At 39.9% G+C, this 18,295-nt stretch carries 15 protein-coding genes; 12 read left to right on the forward strand and 3 right to left on the reverse strand.

Features of this window, described 5'->3' with window-relative positions; genetic code table 11:
* Positions 1–150 precede the first annotated feature (150 nt).
* The 5 genes from RMZ43_RS20155 (at position 151) to RMZ43_RS20175 (ending at position 4,252) form a co-directional block, all read left to right on the forward strand.
* Positions 151–585, forward strand: coding sequence for a hypothetical protein (locus RMZ43_RS20155; protein WP_322655372.1), 435 nt, complete (start codon positions 151–153; stop codon positions 583–585).
* Between the two features lie 159 nt (positions 586–744).
* On the forward strand, positions 745–1,179 hold the full coding sequence (locus tag RMZ43_RS20160; protein ID WP_322655373.1) for a hypothetical protein: 435 nt from the start codon (positions 745–747) through the stop codon (positions 1,177–1,179).
* 44 nt (positions 1,180–1,223) lie between these two features.
* On the forward strand, positions 1,224–3,473 hold the full coding sequence (locus RMZ43_RS20165) for a tetratricopeptide repeat protein (protein ID WP_322655374.1): 2,250 nt from the start codon (positions 1,224–1,226) through the stop codon (positions 3,471–3,473).
* A gap of 64 nt (positions 3,474–3,537) precedes the next feature.
* A complete protein-coding gene (locus tag RMZ43_RS20170; RefSeq protein ID WP_322655375.1) occupies positions 3,538–3,873 on the forward strand; it encodes a hypothetical protein in 336 nt (111 codons plus the stop codon).
* 16 nt (positions 3,874–3,889) lie between these two features.
* Entirely contained in the window at positions 3,890–4,252 is a 363-nt protein-coding gene (locus RMZ43_RS20175) for a DUF4288 domain-containing protein (protein WP_322655376.1), read from the forward strand.
* A gap of 101 nt (positions 4,253–4,353) precedes the next feature.
* Here the strand turns inward: RMZ43_RS20175 and RMZ43_RS20180 are convergent, their stop codons facing one another.
* Positions 4,354–6,435, reverse strand: coding sequence for a cation:proton antiporter (locus RMZ43_RS20180; RefSeq protein WP_322649827.1), 2,082 nt, complete (start codon positions 6,433–6,435; stop codon positions 4,354–4,356).
* A gap of 398 nt (positions 6,436–6,833) precedes the next feature.
* Between RMZ43_RS20180 and bchM the strand changes: the two genes are divergently transcribed.
* From bchM to RMZ43_RS20200, 4 genes are all read left to right on the forward strand, one after another.
* On the forward strand, positions 6,834–7,520 hold the full coding sequence (gene bchM, locus RMZ43_RS20185; RefSeq protein WP_193946323.1) for a magnesium protoporphyrin IX methyltransferase: 687 nt from the start codon (positions 6,834–6,836) through the stop codon (positions 7,518–7,520).
* 81 nt (positions 7,521–7,601) lie between these two features.
* Positions 7,602–7,874, forward strand: coding sequence for a hypothetical protein (locus RMZ43_RS20190; protein ID WP_322649825.1), 273 nt, complete (start codon positions 7,602–7,604; stop codon positions 7,872–7,874).
* Positions 7,875–7,939: 65 nt separating this feature from the next.
* On the forward strand, positions 7,940–8,425 hold the full coding sequence (locus RMZ43_RS20195; RefSeq protein ID WP_322649824.1) for a hypothetical protein: 486 nt from the start codon (positions 7,940–7,942) through the stop codon (positions 8,423–8,425).
* Positions 8,426–8,511: 86 nt separating this feature from the next.
* Positions 8,512–8,892, forward strand: a complete 381-nt coding sequence (locus RMZ43_RS20200; protein ID WP_322649823.1) for a DUF423 domain-containing protein — start codon at positions 8,512–8,514, stop codon at positions 8,890–8,892.
* A 52-nt stretch (positions 8,893–8,944) separates the two neighbouring features.
* Here the strand turns inward: RMZ43_RS20200 and RMZ43_RS20205 are convergent, their stop codons facing one another.
* Positions 8,945–9,706, reverse strand: a complete 762-nt coding sequence (locus RMZ43_RS20205; RefSeq protein ID WP_322655377.1) for a nucleotidyltransferase domain-containing protein — start codon at positions 9,704–9,706, stop codon at positions 8,945–8,947.
* Between the two features lie 224 nt (positions 9,707–9,930).
* On the opposite strand from RMZ43_RS20205, the gene RMZ43_RS20210 reads away from it, so the two are divergent.
* Complete coding sequence (locus RMZ43_RS20210; protein WP_322655378.1) at positions 9,931–12,330, forward strand: GH116 family glycosyl hydrolase; 2,400 nt, start codon at positions 9,931–9,933, stop codon at positions 12,328–12,330.
* Between the two features lie 2,094 nt (positions 12,331–14,424).
* On the forward strand, positions 14,425–14,760 hold the full coding sequence (locus RMZ43_RS20215; protein WP_416212094.1) for a HetP family heterocyst commitment protein: 336 nt from the start codon (positions 14,425–14,427) through the stop codon (positions 14,758–14,760).
* Positions 14,761–15,546: 786 nt separating this feature from the next.
* Here RMZ43_RS20215 and rpe read toward each other — a convergent pair.
* The gene (rpe, locus tag RMZ43_RS20220; protein WP_109008981.1) at positions 15,547–16,254 is read right to left on the reverse strand and encodes a ribulose-phosphate 3-epimerase; all 708 of its coding nucleotides are present in this window, start codon (positions 16,252–16,254) and stop codon (positions 15,547–15,549) included.
* A gap of 208 nt (positions 16,255–16,462) precedes the next feature.
* On the opposite strand from rpe, the gene RMZ43_RS20225 reads away from it, so the two are divergent.
* Positions 16,463–18,058, forward strand: a complete 1,596-nt coding sequence (locus RMZ43_RS20225; RefSeq protein WP_322649819.1) for a S8 family serine peptidase — start codon at positions 16,463–16,465, stop codon at positions 18,056–18,058.
* Positions 18,059–18,295 lie beyond the last annotated feature (237 nt).

Consider the following 18,295-nt stretch of genomic DNA (forward strand, 5'->3'; position numbering starts at 1 on the left):
AGACATCAATTTTACAAAATTTAACAATAAAATCAACAAATTTTTCTTGTTGCATGAAAAACTTTTGTTGTCTTTGAAGAAAAATAAAACTTCTGTGGAGGTTTGTTGTTATTTCTGCTTGTTATCTGAGAGAAAAACATTTATAGAAGAGTGGCAATACTGCGTAGGTTTTGCCTAAAGAATCACTCTGGTGTCGATGTAGGTTGGGTTGAGGAACGAAACCCAACAGTACTCCAAAGTCGTTTTGAAGTACTCCAAAGTCGTTTTGAAGTACTCCAAAGTCGTTTTGAGGTACTCCGAAGTCGTTTTGAGGTACTCCAAAGTCGTTTTGAGGTACTCCAAAGTCGTTTTGAAGTACTCCAAAGTCGTTTTGAAGTACTCCGAAGTCGTTTTGAAGTACTCCGAAGTCGTTTTGAGGTACTTCAAAGTCGTTTTGAGGTACTCCGAAGTCGTTTTGAAGTACTCCGAAGTCGTTTTGAGGTACTTCAAAGTCGTTTTGAGGTACTTCAAAGTCGTGTTGGAGTAATTCAAACTTTGTCGCACCGCGATCAAGTACACAGGTGCGTAGGCGTAGCCCGCACTTGACTTTTAAAACAGTCGCTACAAATCTTCAAAACTTACGCAGTATTGAGATGATTAGGCTAAATTTCACCTTAAGGTAAAAGAATCAAGGTGATAGGGGAAAAAGCGTTAATATACTTAGTAAAAATGTATGTACATTTCTGAGATAGATATCATAAACCAATGGATATAGCTCTACTCATTAAATTTCTCGCTCCCTATCTGCCATTTCTGTTGAATGTGGGTAATAAAGCTGTAGAAGAGGCATCTAAAAAAGTAGGTGAAGATGGTTGGAATAAAGCCAAAGCGATTTGGGATAAGTTACATCCCAAGGTAGAGGCTAAGGAAGCAGCGAAAGAAGCAGCAACGGATGTGGCACAAAAGCCAGAAGATGAAGATTTACAAACAAGTTTGCGGGTGCAACTCAAGAAGATTTTAGAAGCGGATACAGCACTTGCAGAGGAAATAGCTAAGATTTGGGAAGAAACAACTACAAGTTCAAATAATAGCGCTTCTAATGTCAATGCTCAGTCTTACGATGACAGTACACAAATAAATACAGCAGGTAACGTTAATAACCCAACCTATGACTTTAGGAGGTACGATAACCCAAAGTAACCAGTATTACTGTTTTTGGTGCTACACAGCAAGAAATATTGGAGTTGCTAGAACGCAGTACCAAAAGAGAATCGCCGGGGGTTCTCAAAGCAGGGAATCCCGGTAAAAGTTTGGCTTACTGGCAAGGAAGAACAGCAGAAATCGCCCAAATAGAGCAATGGTTAACTGATAAAAATACCTTTTTAATTGGTATAGAAGGCATTGGTGGCACAGGTAAATCGATGCTGGCTGCTAAAATTTATGATGAAATTGCGGGTTTCCCCAAACGATTTTGGGCTGATGTCAGTAACAGGGCAGGTTTTAGCGATTTAGCTCGTCAAGTCCTCACAGAGTTTGGCTTTTCCGTTCCAGAACAAGAAGCGCAGTTAGTAGAGGCGCTAATTAGGTGTTTACGTTCTGGGCAATTTTTACTGATTATTGACAACCTGGAGAGTTTATTACAACCTGATAGACTGTGGGGAAGTCTGTTTTACGGTGACTTTTTCAATGGTTGGGTGGAATCTGGCGGTAATAGTAAGATGCTAGTCACCACCAGGGAAAGACCAGAATTAAAAGGCTTTGAGTGGCTATCCTTGAAAGGTTTGCAACTAGATGAAGCAGTAGCAGTGTTAACTGTATTAGGCATTCGGGGAGATTTAACGCAGTTTGTGGAATTAATAGATGGACATCCCCTACTGTTGAGATTGGTAGCAGACTTATTAAAAGAAGAATATCCCCAAGACCCAGACTTAAGCAGATTAGCAGATTTAGGCTTAGGGAATTTGCGCCAGTTGTTGACAGATTCCCAAGTGGTAGGTATCCATCGCCGGGAAAATGTGGGGATGGTGTTGGTATTGGATGCCAGTTTTAATCGGTTGAATGAGTTACAAAAGGTGTTGTTGCTGAATATTAGTGTTTATCGTGGTGCCATTGACAGTGCAGCAGCAGTGGCTATGTTGCCGGGAAGTTCAGCAGCCGAGATTGAGGGAGAATTGAGGAATCTGGTTAAGCGTTCTTTGTTAGTAGAAAAACTCAATGGTAGGCGGCGGTTTGAGTTTCAGGCAGTGGTGTTGGAGTATGTGCGGTATAAAGCTGGTGATCGGACGGAGGCGCATCAAAAAGCCATTGGTTATTATCGCTCAATCGCTAAACAACCACCTTGGACGACAAAAGACGATATTAAAGAATACTTGGAAATCTTTGATCACTTTTATCAGTTGCAAGATTATAACTCTGCCTTTGATAGCATTTGGGTTTGCAATGATTTTTTAACCTTACAGGGTTATTACATAGACCAAGTAGAATTATATGGGCAGTTGGTAAATAAGTGGGAAGAAATTAACGATAGAGAAAATTGTAATTATCGGGCTTCTCTGACTTCATTAGGCAATGCTTACTTTTGCTTGGGGGAGTACCCACGAGCGATTAAGTTCTACCAGCAGTCTTTAGATATATCCAGAGAGATAGGCGATCGCAATACTGAAAGCAAATCCTTAATGAATTTGGGTCTTGCTTACTTTTCCTTGGGAAAGTACCAACGGGCGATTAAGTTCTACGACCAGTCTTTGGATATATCCAGGGAGATAGACGACCGCAATACTGAAAGCAAATCCTTAATGAATTTGGGTCTTGCTTACTTTTCCTTGGGAAACTACCCACAGGCGATTAAGTTCTACGAGCAGTCTTTGGATATATCCAGGGAGATAGGTGATCGCAATGGCGAAGGTAATTCCTTGGGCAATTTGGGCAATGCTTACTTTTCCCTGAGACAGTACCAATGGGCGATTGAATTCCACCAGCAGTCTTTGGAAATATTTAGGGAGATAAGCAATCGCAATGGCGAAGGTAATTCCTTAATGGGTTTGGGCAATGCTTACTTTTCCCTCAGACAGTACCAACGGGCGATTGAATTCCACCAGCAGTCTTTGGAAATATTTAGGGAGATAGGCGATTACAATGGCGAAGGTGGTTCCTTAATCGGTTTGGGCAATGCTTACTTTTCCCTGAGACAATACCAACGGGCGATTGAATTCCACCAGCAGTCTTTGGAAATCAAAAGAGAGATAGGCGATATTCGAGGGCAAGCAATCGCCTGGTATAACTTAGGTTTGTCATTGGAAAAAGTTGGCCAAGAATCAGATGCGCTGGGTGCTTATCATAATGCCAGCAAACTATATAAGACTATGAGACTTGATGCTGATGTGCAAGATTGCGACAATGCAATTGAGCGTCTTTCTCAACCAAAAATGCCAGTAGTTTCTCGCCGTGATTTGTGGCGTTGGTTGCGTCGGTTGTGGCGTTGGCTACGCAGTTAGTTTCGGCAGTAATATTAATTCACTATCTTATGAAAACGGAAATAGTCGGCTATTTTTCAACTATATGCTGCAAAAACCACTGGCCAGTTTGTTAACTATGGGATTGCTTATACAACCTATTGCTACTCACTCCCAGGCTTTAACCTATAATTACAACAATGCAAATTTATCTGAGCAATCCTTACTAATAAGCCAATTTAGACCAGGAGATAGTTGTGAAGCAAACGACAATTTAAGTTTGTTGGCTGATACTTTTATTAGTGTGTGCCGCAAAGCATCGATTAGGCGGGAGTTTCCCAGCGAGTTTTTGAACTCTTATTTAGAAGACATCAAGATAAATAAATCCGCTAGTGGTAAAAAAGCTTGGAAATTATTGAATGATAATAGATTTAAAAAGTAGCTGGGGAGAACATCAGATGAAAATTGAAAGTGCAAATAAAGTTGAATCCTTTTACATTGCTATAATTCTCTACAAATCGTCTTCAGATGCACCTAGTTATCAACCCTTGTACCAAGAAAGCTTTGTTTTGATTAAAGCTACTTCTTTAGAAAAAGCAAAAGCAAAGGCTTTGAATCATGGTAAAAATGAAACCGTCAGCTATACAAATGAAAATGGAGAAACTATTACTTGGTCTTTGCAGCAAGTAGTAGACGTAAATTCAGTTTTGGATGATGACTTTAATTCATCTGAGGAGATTGTTGATTTATATGCTCGACACTTTCGGAACTATGAGGCTTACCAATCATTTGAGCCATTATTATCTCAAGAGCAATTTTGAGAACAGTTATAAAACCATGCGATCGCTCTTGTCGATTCTCATCACTGGCCCAAAAGCGATCGCAAGTCTTTTCTCATTTTACTGGTATCGACTTCCCCACATCACGAGTGAGGTTCTCCTAACAAAACAATTGAACACTTTAATTCTCTAATTAACTGCGTTGTCACTTCACTCACAGCTAATCCACCTGCTGTGCGATAACGAACAGAACGTAACACCGCTAAATCAAATGCCTGAGCTTCCCGAATTATGGTTCTAGCAATATCATCACCCCTGATTGTTTGGATATTCGTATTCACTTGTAATTGGCTTTTAGAAGTAATATCAGACAATTGAGATACAAAGTTTTCGACTCGATTAGGCGGTGTTTTGCGATCGGATATGTGTAACAGCACTACTTCTGCCTGATTAACATCAGCCAAAATCTGGGCAAACCTTAAAGCACCGATAGTTTGCCGCGTTAAGTCTCCAACTGGCACAAGAATTCTTTGAATTGTCTTAGGACTACTTAATAGGCGTGTTACTGCTACTGGACAGTGAGAAGACCAGAAAACGCTATCAATTACATTACCAAATAAGCGGGCACGTAAACCTGTTGTCTGCGACCAACCCATCACTACTAAACTAGCGTTTTGTTCTCGACTGGTGCGGCTAATTCCCAAAGCTGCATCATCATCAATCCGAATTGCTGGTGATACTTCCACGTCAAATTCTTGGCTGATTTCTTTAGCTAAATTCAATCTTTCCCGGCTTTGGTTGAGCGCTGTTACTAATTGCGGATCATCCATCTGAATATGTGCTCTAGTAATAGCTAATGGCACAATCCTCCCAGATTCATGACTAGCTAGTAGTGCTGCCATTTCTATTAGATATCGCTGGGTTTGGGGGTTGTATATTGGCACTAGTACAGTAAATGGATATTGATTTTTCTCTACTTGCTCATCTTCATTACCTTGCCACCAAGTTGTCAAACTATCTGTTTCAAAATCTGTCTGAGAAAGCTGTAATGAAGGAGCAAATCGTGCTGTTATTATGGGGCCCAGAATTGCAGTTACTAGCATGAGGACAATCACACTGTTCAAGACAGCTTCACTAATTAAGCGCTCACCAGCAGGATTTACCGTTTGATAAGCAACCAAGGTTGCTGCTAGTGTGGCTGCTACCTGGGGTAGCGACAATGACCACATCGTTAGCAATTCCGCCGTGTTATAGCGATACAATAATTTGGCTAAGAATGCTGCTATAAATTTGCTGCCAATCAAAGCTACTACAATTACCAGAGTCAGCCAAATTGAACTGAGGGTTTTGATAAATGCAGGAATATTAATCAATAATCCCATGTCCACAAAGAAACAAGGGATAAATAAAACACTACCAATAAACTCGATTTTTTCTCTGACTGGGCTACGTCCTAGAACATCGTTGACAGCTAAACCTGCTAAAAAAGCACCAACAATTTTTTCAACTCCAATTACCTGCGCTCCAACAGATGCCAAAAATAATGCTAGTAATATAAACAAAAACTGGTTACTTTGTTCATCCCCAGAGCGGCGAAAAAACTCTTTTCCTGCCCAGTCAAAGCCAAACAGGACAACAGCAGTGTAAATTGCTAATCCACCTAATAAAATCGCTAAACTCATGGCGGAGAATTCTCCTCCGTGAATTCCAACACAAATCGCTAATACTAGCAAAGCACCTGTGTCAGTAAAAATTGTGGCACCAATCGTGACGGTTACAGCTTCATTTGTTACCACTCCCAGACGACTCACAATTGGATATGCTAAGAGGGTATGAGAAGCCAGTAAAGAACCGATTAGGACAGAGGCATTCCAACCAAAATTGAATAATCGCCCCGTAGCAATGCCAGCAATCATTGGAACTAAAAATGTTAAAGTGCCAAACCCGATTGAGCGATTTCTAGTTTTACGAAATTGCTCTAAGTCAATTTCTAAACCTGCCACAAACATCAAATAAAGCTTGCCAATCTCCGAAAGCAGCTTGATAGTTTCAGACTCAGGGTTTAATAACTTTAGTCCATTTTGCCCTAGTAATATCCCTGCCACCAACAACCCCACTAATCCAGGTAGCCGTAATCGCTCAAATATAGGAGGTACAGTAAAGATTACTGTTAGGAGAATTGTAAATGCAATAATAGGGCTGTCTGTTAGCGAGTTGAGTGCCATATTTAATAATTAAACCTAAATAGGAAATTTATTTGCGTAAAAAATTTTACTTAAACTTTTTAGTTTATTAGTTACATTAGTTACAAACAACTAAGTTTTTAACAGCATAAATGTTGCAATGCCTACGGCGAGCAAAGCTATCGCAATTACGATACCACCTTAAAAAGGGGTTATCTACATTTCCAAGGTGAAATAACAATAAAATTTATAGTAACGAAAAGAATAGATGAATAGATAGTAGAAAATGGCTCATACAACTGATCATTTGAATCATTAGAGGTGCAAAGATGTGCTAAATGACTTCTGTGCGCCATATCTATAAAAATCTGGAAGACCGTTCTTATGGGTTCCCATCAATGATAATTTTAAGCATTGGGAACCCCTAAAAATCAAAGTTTATGAACGCAGCCGACGATAAAACGATTGTTCGTGAGTATTTCAATTCTACCGGATTTGACCGTTGGAAGCGAATTTACGGCGATGGCGAAGTCAACAAAGTTCAACTAGACATCCGCAATGGACACCAGCAAACCGTGGATACAGTTCTCGGCTGGCTGAAGGCTGATAACAATTTACCAGAGCTATCAATCTGTGATGCTGGCTGTGGTGTCGGTAGTCTCAGCATCCCGCTAGCGGTAGATGGTGCTAAAGTCTATGCCACCGATATTTCTGAAAAAATGGTGGAAGAAGGCAAGGATAGAGCCAAGCAAACGTTAGGAAATGCCGAAAATCCCACTTTTGCCGTGCAAGATTTAGAATCGTTGAGTGGTAGTTACCATACCGTTATTTGCTTGGATGTTCTCATCCACTACCCTCAAGAAAAAGCGGATGAGATGATTTCTCACCTCTGTTCTTTGGCACAGTCGCGGATAATTCTCAGTTTTGCGCCGAAGACTTGCGCCCTAAGTATACTCAAGAAAATTGGTAGTTTCTTTCCCGGGCCAAGTAAAGCGACTCGTGCATATTTGCATCGTGAGGCTGATGTGGTGAAAATCTTGGAAAGTAATGGCTTTTCATTGCAACGAAAAGCGATGACGAAGACTCGTTTCTATTTTTCCCGCTTACTTGAAGCTACACGCAACTAAGTTTAGAATCGCAGCAAGATAAATATTATACCTCTGCTGCGATTTGAAAATTTTAAGGTTTAACACTGGTAAGTATTATAGTTGGCGCTAAGTTCTACTTTTAATCTTGGCGTAGGCGTAGCCCGTCGGAGACATCGCTCTGACTGGGAGCATGAACAATTAATTATTATAGCGATCGCACACCCTTATTTAAGTAACAAAGGCAAAATTTATACTATAGTTTTGACATTTATACGATCGCTTTCCTTTGTGACAAATAAACAGTGGGAGAACCTTAAGCGCCTATATACTATCGAGAAAGGACTGAAGAAGATAAAAGAAACGCTGACAAACCTATCGTCAGGAGTAAATTGATATATTGGAACCTTTGCGAAAGTAAGGTTAAAATCGCTAGCAAAGTCTAAATCTGAAGTGGAACTATGAAAACTGCTGAAAAATTGGCCGCAGCTTGGCTACTGACAATGGGATTCATGTTTGTAACTCTATCAGCAGCAAAGGTATTTAATAAAACGACTATGGAAGAATCAATCACGCTACCCGTAGCTTGGGATGGTTCGTTTGAATTCTCAGAAACAAATACCCCTGTAATTGATGAGACTACGGTAGAACGTCTAATTTTTGGCATTCCTACCCTAACATTGGGTACATGGTTAGCATTGGGATTATACCGTCAAAGCCGACAGGAGAAAAAGGCGCTTAATCAACAAGTTAGCGATCGCCTGCAATCAATTTTTTATAAAATGCTACAAGAAAATCATGGGCGTATAACTGTTTTAGGCTTTGCAATGCAGTCACAACTACCCGCAGCCCATGCTAGGCAATATTTAGATGAAAAAGCTAAAGACTTCAATGCAAACTTTAAGGTAAATGAAGAAGGGGCTGTATCATATCATTTTGATGTCTAATTGTCATTGGTCATTTGTTATTTGTCCTTCGTTATTAACTAATGACCAATGACTAATGACTAATAATTAACTTACGGCTAAGTCTAATGACGCAGATTTTTTTGAGCGTAGCTGCTATTTTAGGCGGTTTATCAGTTGCTGCTGGTGCTTTTGCTTCCCATGCCTTGCGGGAAAAAATTAGTGAGCGATCGCTAGAAATTTTTGAAACTGGCGCTCGTTACCAAATGTATCATGCTCTAGCACTTTTTCTCGTAGCAATACTAATTAGTCGCACCGAATTTCCTCAACCTACTCTTGTAGCTAGTGGATGGCTGTTTATCATTGGTATTGCTATTTTCTCAGGTAGCTTGTACGCCCTTAGCTTAACCGGTATTAAATCCTTGGGAGCGATCGCACCAATAGGCGGTGCAGCTTTTCTTGCAGGTTGGGGTGCTTTAGCTTTTGCTGCTTGGACTTTGAAGTTGTAGAGTAACAAGAATATTTTCCTACAAACAAAGTTATGAATTATGAGTTGTTCACTTATAATTCATAGCTCCTCATTCTCAGGCGTATCAACAAATTATGCAAATCCGCATTCGCTGAAGGTACTTCAGGTAATGGGCTGCATTCATATACCTCCTGTAATTTATTACGCAGACGTTCATATTCTATTTGATGGAAAGATACATTAATATCTGATAAAACAGACTTTTCTGTGCCTACTAACTTCTGGGCAATTAAATCAGGAATATATGGTAAATTAAAAACCTCATTTAGCTTAATTAAATTAGCTTCAAGTACCCCTGTTTGCATCAGATGAATTGCCGTTAATAGAACCCGATAAACATAAAGTAATGGCTTTATTTGATACGTATGTTCTTTATTAAAAAGTCTCCATTGTGTTGCAGCAAAACCAAGATAGTGATAACTATGGTGGCGGGTAAAGCAATTTTTGGCAATAAATTTTAATTCTTCATGTTCGGGTGAAGTGGTTAAGATTAAAGGTGAATACAGTTGTTCTAATACGTAACCATTCTTTTTAAGTAGCATCAAAAAGAATTTTTTGACATCATGAGTAACTAAATCAACTTCTAAAGATTCCCGAACTTCTGAAACTTCAATAGTTTCTTTCCCAGTCTCTAATCCCACCACTTCCCTAACTGGTAAAATATGCACACCACGCAAGTCATAATCAGAATCAGGTGACGGGAAACCATATAAGTGGGAACCACTGATAATTGCGAATAAAAGCGGGTAAGGCTGTTGCCGAATAATTGTGTTAAGTGAAGGTGGAATATTCATAATATACAGTTTACTCGCTTACCTCCGTGCGCCTGTTTGTTTAGAGAATCTTGTTTTTTAAGCCTTCGATAAAACTAGACTTGACATTCTCCCATTACTGATTTGGGGTATCAAATAAGTTGATACCAATGCAATGCTGTGCGCTTGTATCGTTGTGCCCCTTGAGAAAAATCACACATCGCGCTAGTCTTCATTGACGTAACTGCACAATGTAACATTAAGCGATGACAAATCAACTTTCTGTGAAAATTCCCTCTTGCACTTGGAGCCGTCCAATCGGCTTAGGCTGGGACAAACCTTATACCGTCCGCTACGCAAGTAATATCGATGATGGCCCTTGGCATGGTATGCCTTTGGGCGGTTTTGGTGCAGGTTGCATTGGTCGTTCTTCACGGGGAGATTTTAATCTGTGGCACATCGATGGGGGTGAACATACCTTCAAAAACGTTCCCGCTTGTCAATTCAGCGTGTTTGAGTCTAATAGCACATCTTCCCAAGCCTACGCTTTATCTACGCAAGCGCCCGATGATGGTACTCTCAAAGCTTGGCAATGGTATCCGACAACTTCCACCACAGAGGGGACAGGTAATTATCACGCGCTATATCCACGTAGCTGGTTTGTGTATGAAAATGTATTTCAAGCACAGTTGACTTGTGAACAATTTTCCCCAATTTGGGCAGGTAATTATCAAGAAACTAGCTACCCTGTGGCAATATTCCTCTGGAATACCCACAACCCTACAGATGCACCTATTACTCTCAGTATTATGCTCACTTGGCAAAATATGGTGGGCTGGTTTACAAACGCTCTAAAATCTCCCGAAGTGCGGGTGCGCGATGATGGTAGTCCGGTTTATGAATACCAACCGCGCTGGGGCGAAAGTCAAGGAAACTATAACCAAATAGTTGAAAATACACAACAGTTTGGCTGTGTTTTAGGTCGGGTTGGTAGTGATGTGCAAGAAGGTGACGGAACTTGGTGTATTGCAACGTTGAAGCATCCTCAAGTGGAGGTATTTCACCACACCCGATGGAATCCTGAAGGAACTGGTGATGAGGTGTGGCAAAGCTTTGCTAAAGATGGTTCTTTGCCTAATTATCTAGATACGACAGCAACAGAGAATACACAATTAGGAGCTGCAATCGCACTCCGTTTTACTCTCCAACCAGGCGAAACTCTGGAAATCCCCTTTGTCCTCGCTTGGGATTTGCCGATCACAGAATTTGCCGCCGGAGTCAACTATTATCGCAGATATACAGACTTTTTTGGTAAAAGCGGAAACAACGCTTGGGCGATCGCATCTACTGCGTTACAAGAATACCAAACTTGGCGATCGCAAATTCAAGCTTGGCAAAAACCGATTCTTGACCGCGAAGATTTACCCAACTGGTTTAAAATGGCTCTATTTAATGAGCTTTATGACCTCACTAGCGGCGGTACTCTCTGGAGTGCAGCATCAGAACTTGACCCTATCGGTCAGTTTGCAGTGCTAGAGTGCTTAGATTACCGTTGGTATGAAAGTCTCGATGTGCGGTTGTATGGCTCTTTTGCCCTACTGATGTTGTTTCCAGAACTAGAAAAGTCGGTAATGAGGGCATTTGCAAGGGCGATTCCTCAAGGTGATGATACACCCCGAATAATTGGCTATTACATGACAATTAAGGCAGAAAGCCCGATCGCAGTTCGCAAAGTTGCAGGTGCAACACCCCACGATTTAGGCGCACCCAATGAACACGTTTGGGAGAAAACCAACTACACCAGCTATCAAGACTGCAATTTATGGAAAGATTTGGGTAGTGATTTTGTCTTGCAAGTATACCGTGATTTCTTGCTCACGGGTGCTGACGATGTAGAATTCTTAGCAGATTGCTGGGATGCGATCGTTCAAACCCTCGACTACCTGAAAACTTTTGACATTGATGGCGATGGGATTCCCGAAAATTCCGGTGCGCCTGACCAAACCTTTGATGATTGGCGGTTACAGGGTGTCAGCGCCTATTGTGGTGGGTTATGGTTAGCGGCGCTAGAGGCTGCGATCGCAATTAGCGATATTTTATTAACTCACAAACTTGGCGATCTTGGTGGCTTGGCGGTTCAAAAATCCACTTATGAAACTTGGTTACAACAATCTCTTCCTATTTACCAAGAAAAACTCTGGAATGGGCAATATTACAAACTTGATAGTGAAAGTGGTTCCGATGTAGTGATGGCAGATCAATTGTGCGGACAATTTTATGCTCGTCTGCTGGACTTACCAGATATTGTACCGGGCGATCGTGCTCTCTCTGCCTTAAAAACTGTTTATGATGCGTGCTTTTTGAAATTCTGCAATGGTGAGTTTGGTGCTGCTAATGGTGTTCGTCCTGACGGTTCACCAGAAAACCCTAAAGCTACTCATCCCCTAGAAGTCTGGACAGGGATAAACTTTGGGCTAGCGGCTTTTCTCGTGCAAATGGGAATGAAAGATGAAGCATTTAAGTTGACGCAAGCTGTGGTGCAGCAAATTTATGACAATGGTCTGCAATTTCGCACCCCTGAAGCTATCACCGCAGCTGGTACTTTCCGCGCTAGCACTTATTTACGAGCAATGGCAATTTGGGGCATTTACTTAGTTATTAATTGATTTGCTATCAAAGCGATTCTCGTCTTGATCCAACAAACGTAAAGACACACAGCTATCATCCGTGTCAACTTCACATGATATCATGTCCGCATAATTAGTTATGCTAACCATAGTCATTATACCCCACCCCCAACCCCGCTTGCGGGGAGGGGAGACAAAGCCTAGCTTTGGCAGGGTGTGGTTCTTTGGATTTAATAAACAATCAAGCAGACATGATATGAAAGCCAATCTAGAACAAGCTTTTATCGCAATACGCTTGGGTTAAGCATTTTCTCTGTGTACTTTGCGCCTCTGCGGTTAATTAAAAAAATTGATTTTCACAAAGAGTTTTAACCTTTACCCAAGCATATTGGTCTTTGTCTGACAAAGTAGAGTTTAAATTTGTGACTGTATTTTCCAAGTGTTTCCGGAATCGAAGGAAAATTTCAGTAATGGTAAGAGTTGAAGCATTGAGAATTCAAGACTACTTTATGCCAACTATATTTTTGTTTTAGACCGAGGTATTCTTGTTGAGCAAGGTACTACTCATAAAAATTGGTAGTTTTTACTAATATTTAGCTTAATTACCACAGCATCCGTAATCTCAGCTTCATAAAAGTTTTAAAGATTAAGACACATATAGGACTACGATTTATTTTTTAAATCCACGTAGGGGTTGTTAGCAATAATGTAACTTCACCAAAATCTTAGAATGGTGGATTGCGCTCTGTTGAGACACCTTACAAGACTACTTATTGTTCAAAAACAATTTATTTATAATTCATATAAAATTTACTGCTGAATAAACTTAACTGTCTTATGTGTTAGTTAACTTTATCTATACCAATAATTTTCCTAATCTTCTACCTATTTAATCTGCTACGTTTTTTTGGTAAAAGCATATATATAGAGATATTTTACTTGATTTAAATTGATTAGTAACTTTATTTAGATAAGCTGAAGCTGTATTTCTTGGAAATCAAGAAAGCTCTGCATAATAAATATAATTATCTAATTGAACTTATTAATAAAAATATGTTCAATGCTATAGCTGCGAACGTTTTCTACTATTTATAACTTTCTTGTTTTTAGAAGTTGTTTTACATCATAGTTAATGGTAGGATTTTCTAGCGACTCGACAATAATAAATGGTTTAAATTGAGATTGTATGAGGGGTCACACCCCTCATGAATTAGCGAAGGAGGACAAAATTAAAAGTTGCACAAGACGCAAGTACGTATTTAAATACATTCAGTAAATTTAGCTTAAAATCTACTAACTTAGTAGATGACATTAACGAAAAAAAATAGTATAAATACGAATGGCATTATTAAAGCTCAAAGATAAATAAGTTTTTCCCACTACTCAAAAAAATATGGAAATTTGCCGGAAAATGCTTAATTAAGCAGTAGTAAGAAATACAGGCGTTTTAACAGAGAAAGTTTATTGAACTAGGAGTTGAGAAAGTTTCAGAGAACAAAACTACATCTACTAAGAGCTACGCCGAGACTTTTGTCCTACCAATCAGATGAGAAGACAAAAGATAAATTTTTACCTTTCACTTACTAACAAGCTATAAGCACAGTTTCCTCAATTCATCGGAGGAAATCTGGATAGTTAGGACTGATCAGCCAACAAACTTGATTAAAAACTTGATTGTTTTTAATCAAACGTTAGTTCATGAAAAAAATCATCAGGTCAAATGCAGTCGAAACCTCAAGCCAAGGGGACAGTTCAGGAATGAATCTATATAATTTGTATCCTTACTACGAGCTAGCTCTTGCCAAAACTAGTTTACTAGGGGAGTTATCAGCCAAAATTACTAAAATGCTCAATAGCGCCAAGGTAAAGCTTAAACAGCAAAGAAGTTTCAGACTGTATCTTTACCATTCAAAGCTACGAGAGCCAATCAGAGTTTAGGAAAATTATGTACGCGTCTGTTGATTGATAGATTTTTATCCTTCGTCAACATCCAACACTACCAAATTACTGATAATTACCTGAAAGCGATTCAACAGCTACAAAAAGGTTAGTGCAGTTTATAACCCTCAATTGAACACTAACAATCGCAGAAATTGAACTAGTTTACTTCATCCAAAATAACTAAAAACTATGATGAATCAAGACATTGTTGGTATTAGTAGTAACTTAGATACAACAGTCAAAGCTCAACAATTTGACAAAGTAGTTGAAGCAATTATTGCTGGAAAGTACTCCTGGGCATGTGTTTTAATGCTACGGTTTGCTGGGTATAATCCTCTCCATTACATTCCGTACCGTACCTACAATCGCTTGCTTAAAGAAAATTCTCAAACCAATAGAACAAAACAACAGCAAAGTGAAAATCTAAAAATGCTAAAAGATTCAAGACCTGCTTATCTTGAAGTAGTTGGAAAGCAAAAACCAGAAGGCAGCCAAGATATTTCCTTGAAACGCTGTGGAGTAAATTAAAAACAATTTGGAATCCACAGATTCTGCCCAAGAGTTGATTGAGTGTCTGAAAGCCTACTATGCTATTTTAAAATTTTTAGCGTGGTAGGTTTTCTACAGCAGTGATTAATTTAATATTTGTTTGCATAAATGTGCCAAAATGGCAAATATATACTGAAGATATTGGTAAACTAATAACAACTAAAACTTAAACCAAAACAGAGGTGATTGGCGGCAAACAGGTTAATTTTAATAAATAAAATCAATGATTAGTTCTGACTATGAAATCAATCAAATTTATTACAAAAGTAGTCAGCATTTCATGGAGTGAATAACTCCTATACCAAGACCAACGATACAACCGTTGCTACTGGTGGTTCTTTTTCTGAGGAAGTCTCAGCAAAGAGAATTTGGGGAGGTGGATTCCCCCAATCCAAATTTTACACAGCTTTCATCGACTGCAGACGATGAGAGTAATGCTAATAAAACTTTCTATCCTGTGGTTGGTGTTGCTTTAGTTAAATAAAGCAAACGCTTAACACCAATAACAGGAACGGAAACAGAAAAGTTACGGTGAAATTATTGTCGTAGTTGGTAAAACTAGTAGGTCTATACGCTTCTCTTTCGACTATTGTAATCCTAGTCCTCCCAACCTGGATTATCTCTAGTTTCTAAATTTTCAATTTATATAACAACTACTGGAAGTTCAAAACTTGAATAGCTTCCAGTTTTTTATGTCTAAATAAAAATAGGGCGAGCAATTTGCCCACCCTATTTTTTGTAGAGAATGGTTAATCCAGAAATAAATTAAACCTTGGCTAATTCTGGGGTAGGACGCTTGCTGTTGCGAATTGATGTAATAGCCTCAGCATAGTCCTTAGCGTTAAATACAGCTGAACCGGCGACAATTGCATTAGCTCCCGCTTCTAAAACTTGCCAGGTATTATTTGCCTTGAGTCCTCCATCCACTTCAATCCAAGGGTCAAGACCGCGTTCATCACACATTTGACGCAGCTTGCGGATTTTGGGTAATACACCAGGGATAAAGCTTTGACCACCAAAACCAGGGTTGACGCTCATAATCAGTACTAAATCACACAAATCTAGAACGTATTCAATTAGCTCTAGAGGACTACCAGGATTAAGTACAACTCCAGCTTTCTTACCAAGCTCTTTAATTTGCCCTAAGGTGCGGTGCAGGTGAGGTGAAGCATTATGTTCGCAGTGTACAGAGATAATATCGGCACCTGCTTTAGCAAATCCTTCTACATATTTTTCTGGCTCCACAATCATTAAGTGGACATCCAAGGTCTTAGTTGTAACCGGACGAATCGCCTCCACAATCAGAGGGCCTATCGTAATATTAGGTACAAAACGACCGTCCATGACATCAACATGAATCCAATCGGCTCCAGCCGCGTCTACGGCCCGAATTTCATCACCCAGACGACTAAAATCGGCTGATAGGATAGATGGAGAAATGACAATGGGTTTTTGAGATAGGTTTTGAGTCATGGCTGGTGGGTTTTTAAGCGTCCTCGTCTGTAAGCATTGTAACAAAACATTGAGCAAGACTCATAATTTTGTTCCCGGATTTTTTGGGAGTAGGGAATGGGGAGTGGAGAGTGGGGAAGATGAGGGAGATGAGAGAGAATAATAACTCCTAACTCCTGTACAGATGAGATTAATCGCGTCTCTACTAATGACAAATGACTAATAACAAATGACTAAAAAACTAACCTGGATAATTTGGGGATTAAGTGCTTCTTGTCTGAGTGCGCCGGTAATCGCTTCGGTTTTAGAATCTGCTCTAGGAACTAATGGCATTGACGCTCTGAGGCTACACCAAGCTCCTTATAATTTAATCGGTCGCAAGATTGCTATTGGTCAGGTGGAAATTGGCCGGCCTGGAATGTTTGGGTGGGATAAGGCGGTGTCTAAAAATCGCGCCATTTCTTTAGCGGGAGTGTTCTTACGCAATGGGCCAGCTAAATCAAATAGTGGTATTGACCCCCACGCTTACAATGTCGCTGGGATGATGGTGAGCCAAGACAAAGCTTTGCCGGGAGTTGCTCCGGGAGCGCGACTGTATTCGTCTGCGGTGGGTTCCACTAAAAGTATGGGTCAGCCAGAAGAGTGCTTGTCAGCCCAGCATATAGCCCTACAAAATGGTGGCGATGTGCGGGCGATTAACTTTAGCTTTGGTGAACCTTTGAGCCGCGATCCTAGACCAGAGGCTACTTTAGACGGCAATGCTTTACTAACTTTATGTGTTGACTGGTCTAGTCGCGTTCATGATGTTTTATATGCGATCGCAGGCAATCAAGGTAAGGGGGGTATTCCTATTCCTACAGATAATTTTAACGGAATAAACGTGGCTTTTTCATCTCGCCGAGGAGGAGTTTTTAACAAAGTAGATGTGGCTAATCTAGCGGGTGCTAACCAAGGAGTGAGCGGAAGGCTAGCTGGAAAGGAATTTAATCTTGATGACCGTATTGCTATCAGTTTAGTTGCTCCTGGGAATAATATTCCTTTGCTCAATCCAGATGGCAAAGCGAACAAGGTTACAGGTACTAGTTTTGCAGCGCCTCAAGTTACGGCTAGTGTTGCTCTATTGCAAGAATTTGGTGACAGACAGATACGGACAAAACAACCACATTGGAGCATTGATGCTCGCCATCATCAAGTAATGAAGGCTGTATTACTGAATTCAGCAGATAAAATCCAAGATAGAGGTGATGGTTTACTGTTAGGAATGAGCCGGACACTAATTGATAAAAAAAATCAAAACTGGCTAGATTCTGATGCTTATAAAGATCCAAAAATTCCCTTAGATGCCCAAATGGGAGCGGGTCATTTAAATGTATTTCGCGCTTATCAGCAATTTAGTAGTGGTCAATGGCAGCCATCAACAACTGTACCTGCCATTGGTTGGGATTATCGTACAGTAAATGCTGGAACCTCTGTTGACTATATATTAGCAAAACCGTTAAAGCAGGGGAGTTTTGTTGCTGTTACTCTGAGTTGGGATCGATTGGTAGAACTCAACGATAAAAATAAAAACCAGCAATATGATGTAGGCGAAAATTTCCGCGATCGCGGTTTGAATAATCTAGATTTATACTTAGTAAAAGCTAATGCTCAAAATTCAGATGCTGGTGCTGTTTGCTCCTCAATCAGCCAAATTGATAGTGTAGAACACATTTTCTGCCCTGTTGCTGCTGCTGGCAATTACAAAATCCGCGTCCAGTTTCGTCAAAAGTTAAATGAAGCGATTCAACCCTATGGTTTAGCTTGGTGGAGTGTACCGATCAATTGAAATAGTGTGCCACAACTTTTATCTGTGTCAACTTACAGCGTTTTTCATTCATTTAAATAACACTCCCTTGTAGGGTAGCACAGCCGTGTGTCCCTACAAAAGTTTTGGTATTTCGTGTACTAAAAAGCGTGATTTTATCTTTAAAAACCAATAGCGATGGTTATTTTGTGATTAAGTAGTCTACAATACTTTTATAGATAAATAGGAAAACTCCTAAAAATCAAGATTTTTATAATT

The organism is Nostoc sp. CmiVER01 (assembly GCF_034531135.2).
GTDB lineage: Bacteria > Cyanobacteriota > Cyanobacteriia > Cyanobacteriales > Nostocaceae > Nostoc.

Coding starts and splice junctions, on each gene's coding strand:
- RMZ43_RS20160 (WP_322655373.1), top strand. CDS start 745: ATGGATATAGCTCTACTCATTAAATTTCTCGCTCCCTATCTGCCATTT.
- RMZ43_RS20170 (WP_322655375.1), top strand. CDS start 3,538: ATGCTGCAAAAACCACTGGCCAGTTTGTTAACTATGGGATTGCTTATA.
- RMZ43_RS20175 (WP_322655376.1), top strand. CDS start 3,890: ATGAAAATTGAAAGTGCAAATAAAGTTGAATCCTTTTACATTGCTATA.
- RMZ43_RS20180 (WP_322649827.1), bottom strand. CDS start 6,435: ATGGCACTCAACTCGCTAACAGACAGCCCTATTATTGCATTTACAATT.
- bchM (WP_193946323.1), top strand. CDS start 6,834: ATGAACGCAGCCGACGATAAAACGATTGTTCGTGAGTATTTCAATTCT.
- RMZ43_RS20195 (WP_322649824.1), top strand. CDS start 7,940: ATGAAAACTGCTGAAAAATTGGCCGCAGCTTGGCTACTGACAATGGGA.
- RMZ43_RS20200 (WP_322649823.1), top strand. CDS start 8,512: ATGACGCAGATTTTTTTGAGCGTAGCTGCTATTTTAGGCGGTTTATCA.
- RMZ43_RS20205 (WP_322655377.1), bottom strand. CDS start 9,706: ATGAATATTCCACCTTCACTTAACACAATTATTCGGCAACAGCCTTAC.
- RMZ43_RS20210 (WP_322655378.1), top strand. CDS start 9,931: ATGACAAATCAACTTTCTGTGAAAATTCCCTCTTGCACTTGGAGCCGT.
- RMZ43_RS20215 (WP_416212094.1), top strand. CDS start 14,425: ATGAATCAAGACATTGTTGGTATTAGTAGTAACTTAGATACAACAGTC.
- rpe (WP_109008981.1), bottom strand. CDS start 16,254: ATGACTCAAAACCTATCTCAAAAACCCATTGTCATTTCTCCATCTATC.
- RMZ43_RS20225 (WP_322649819.1), top strand. CDS start 16,463: ATGACTAAAAAACTAACCTGGATAATTTGGGGATTAAGTGCTTCTTGT.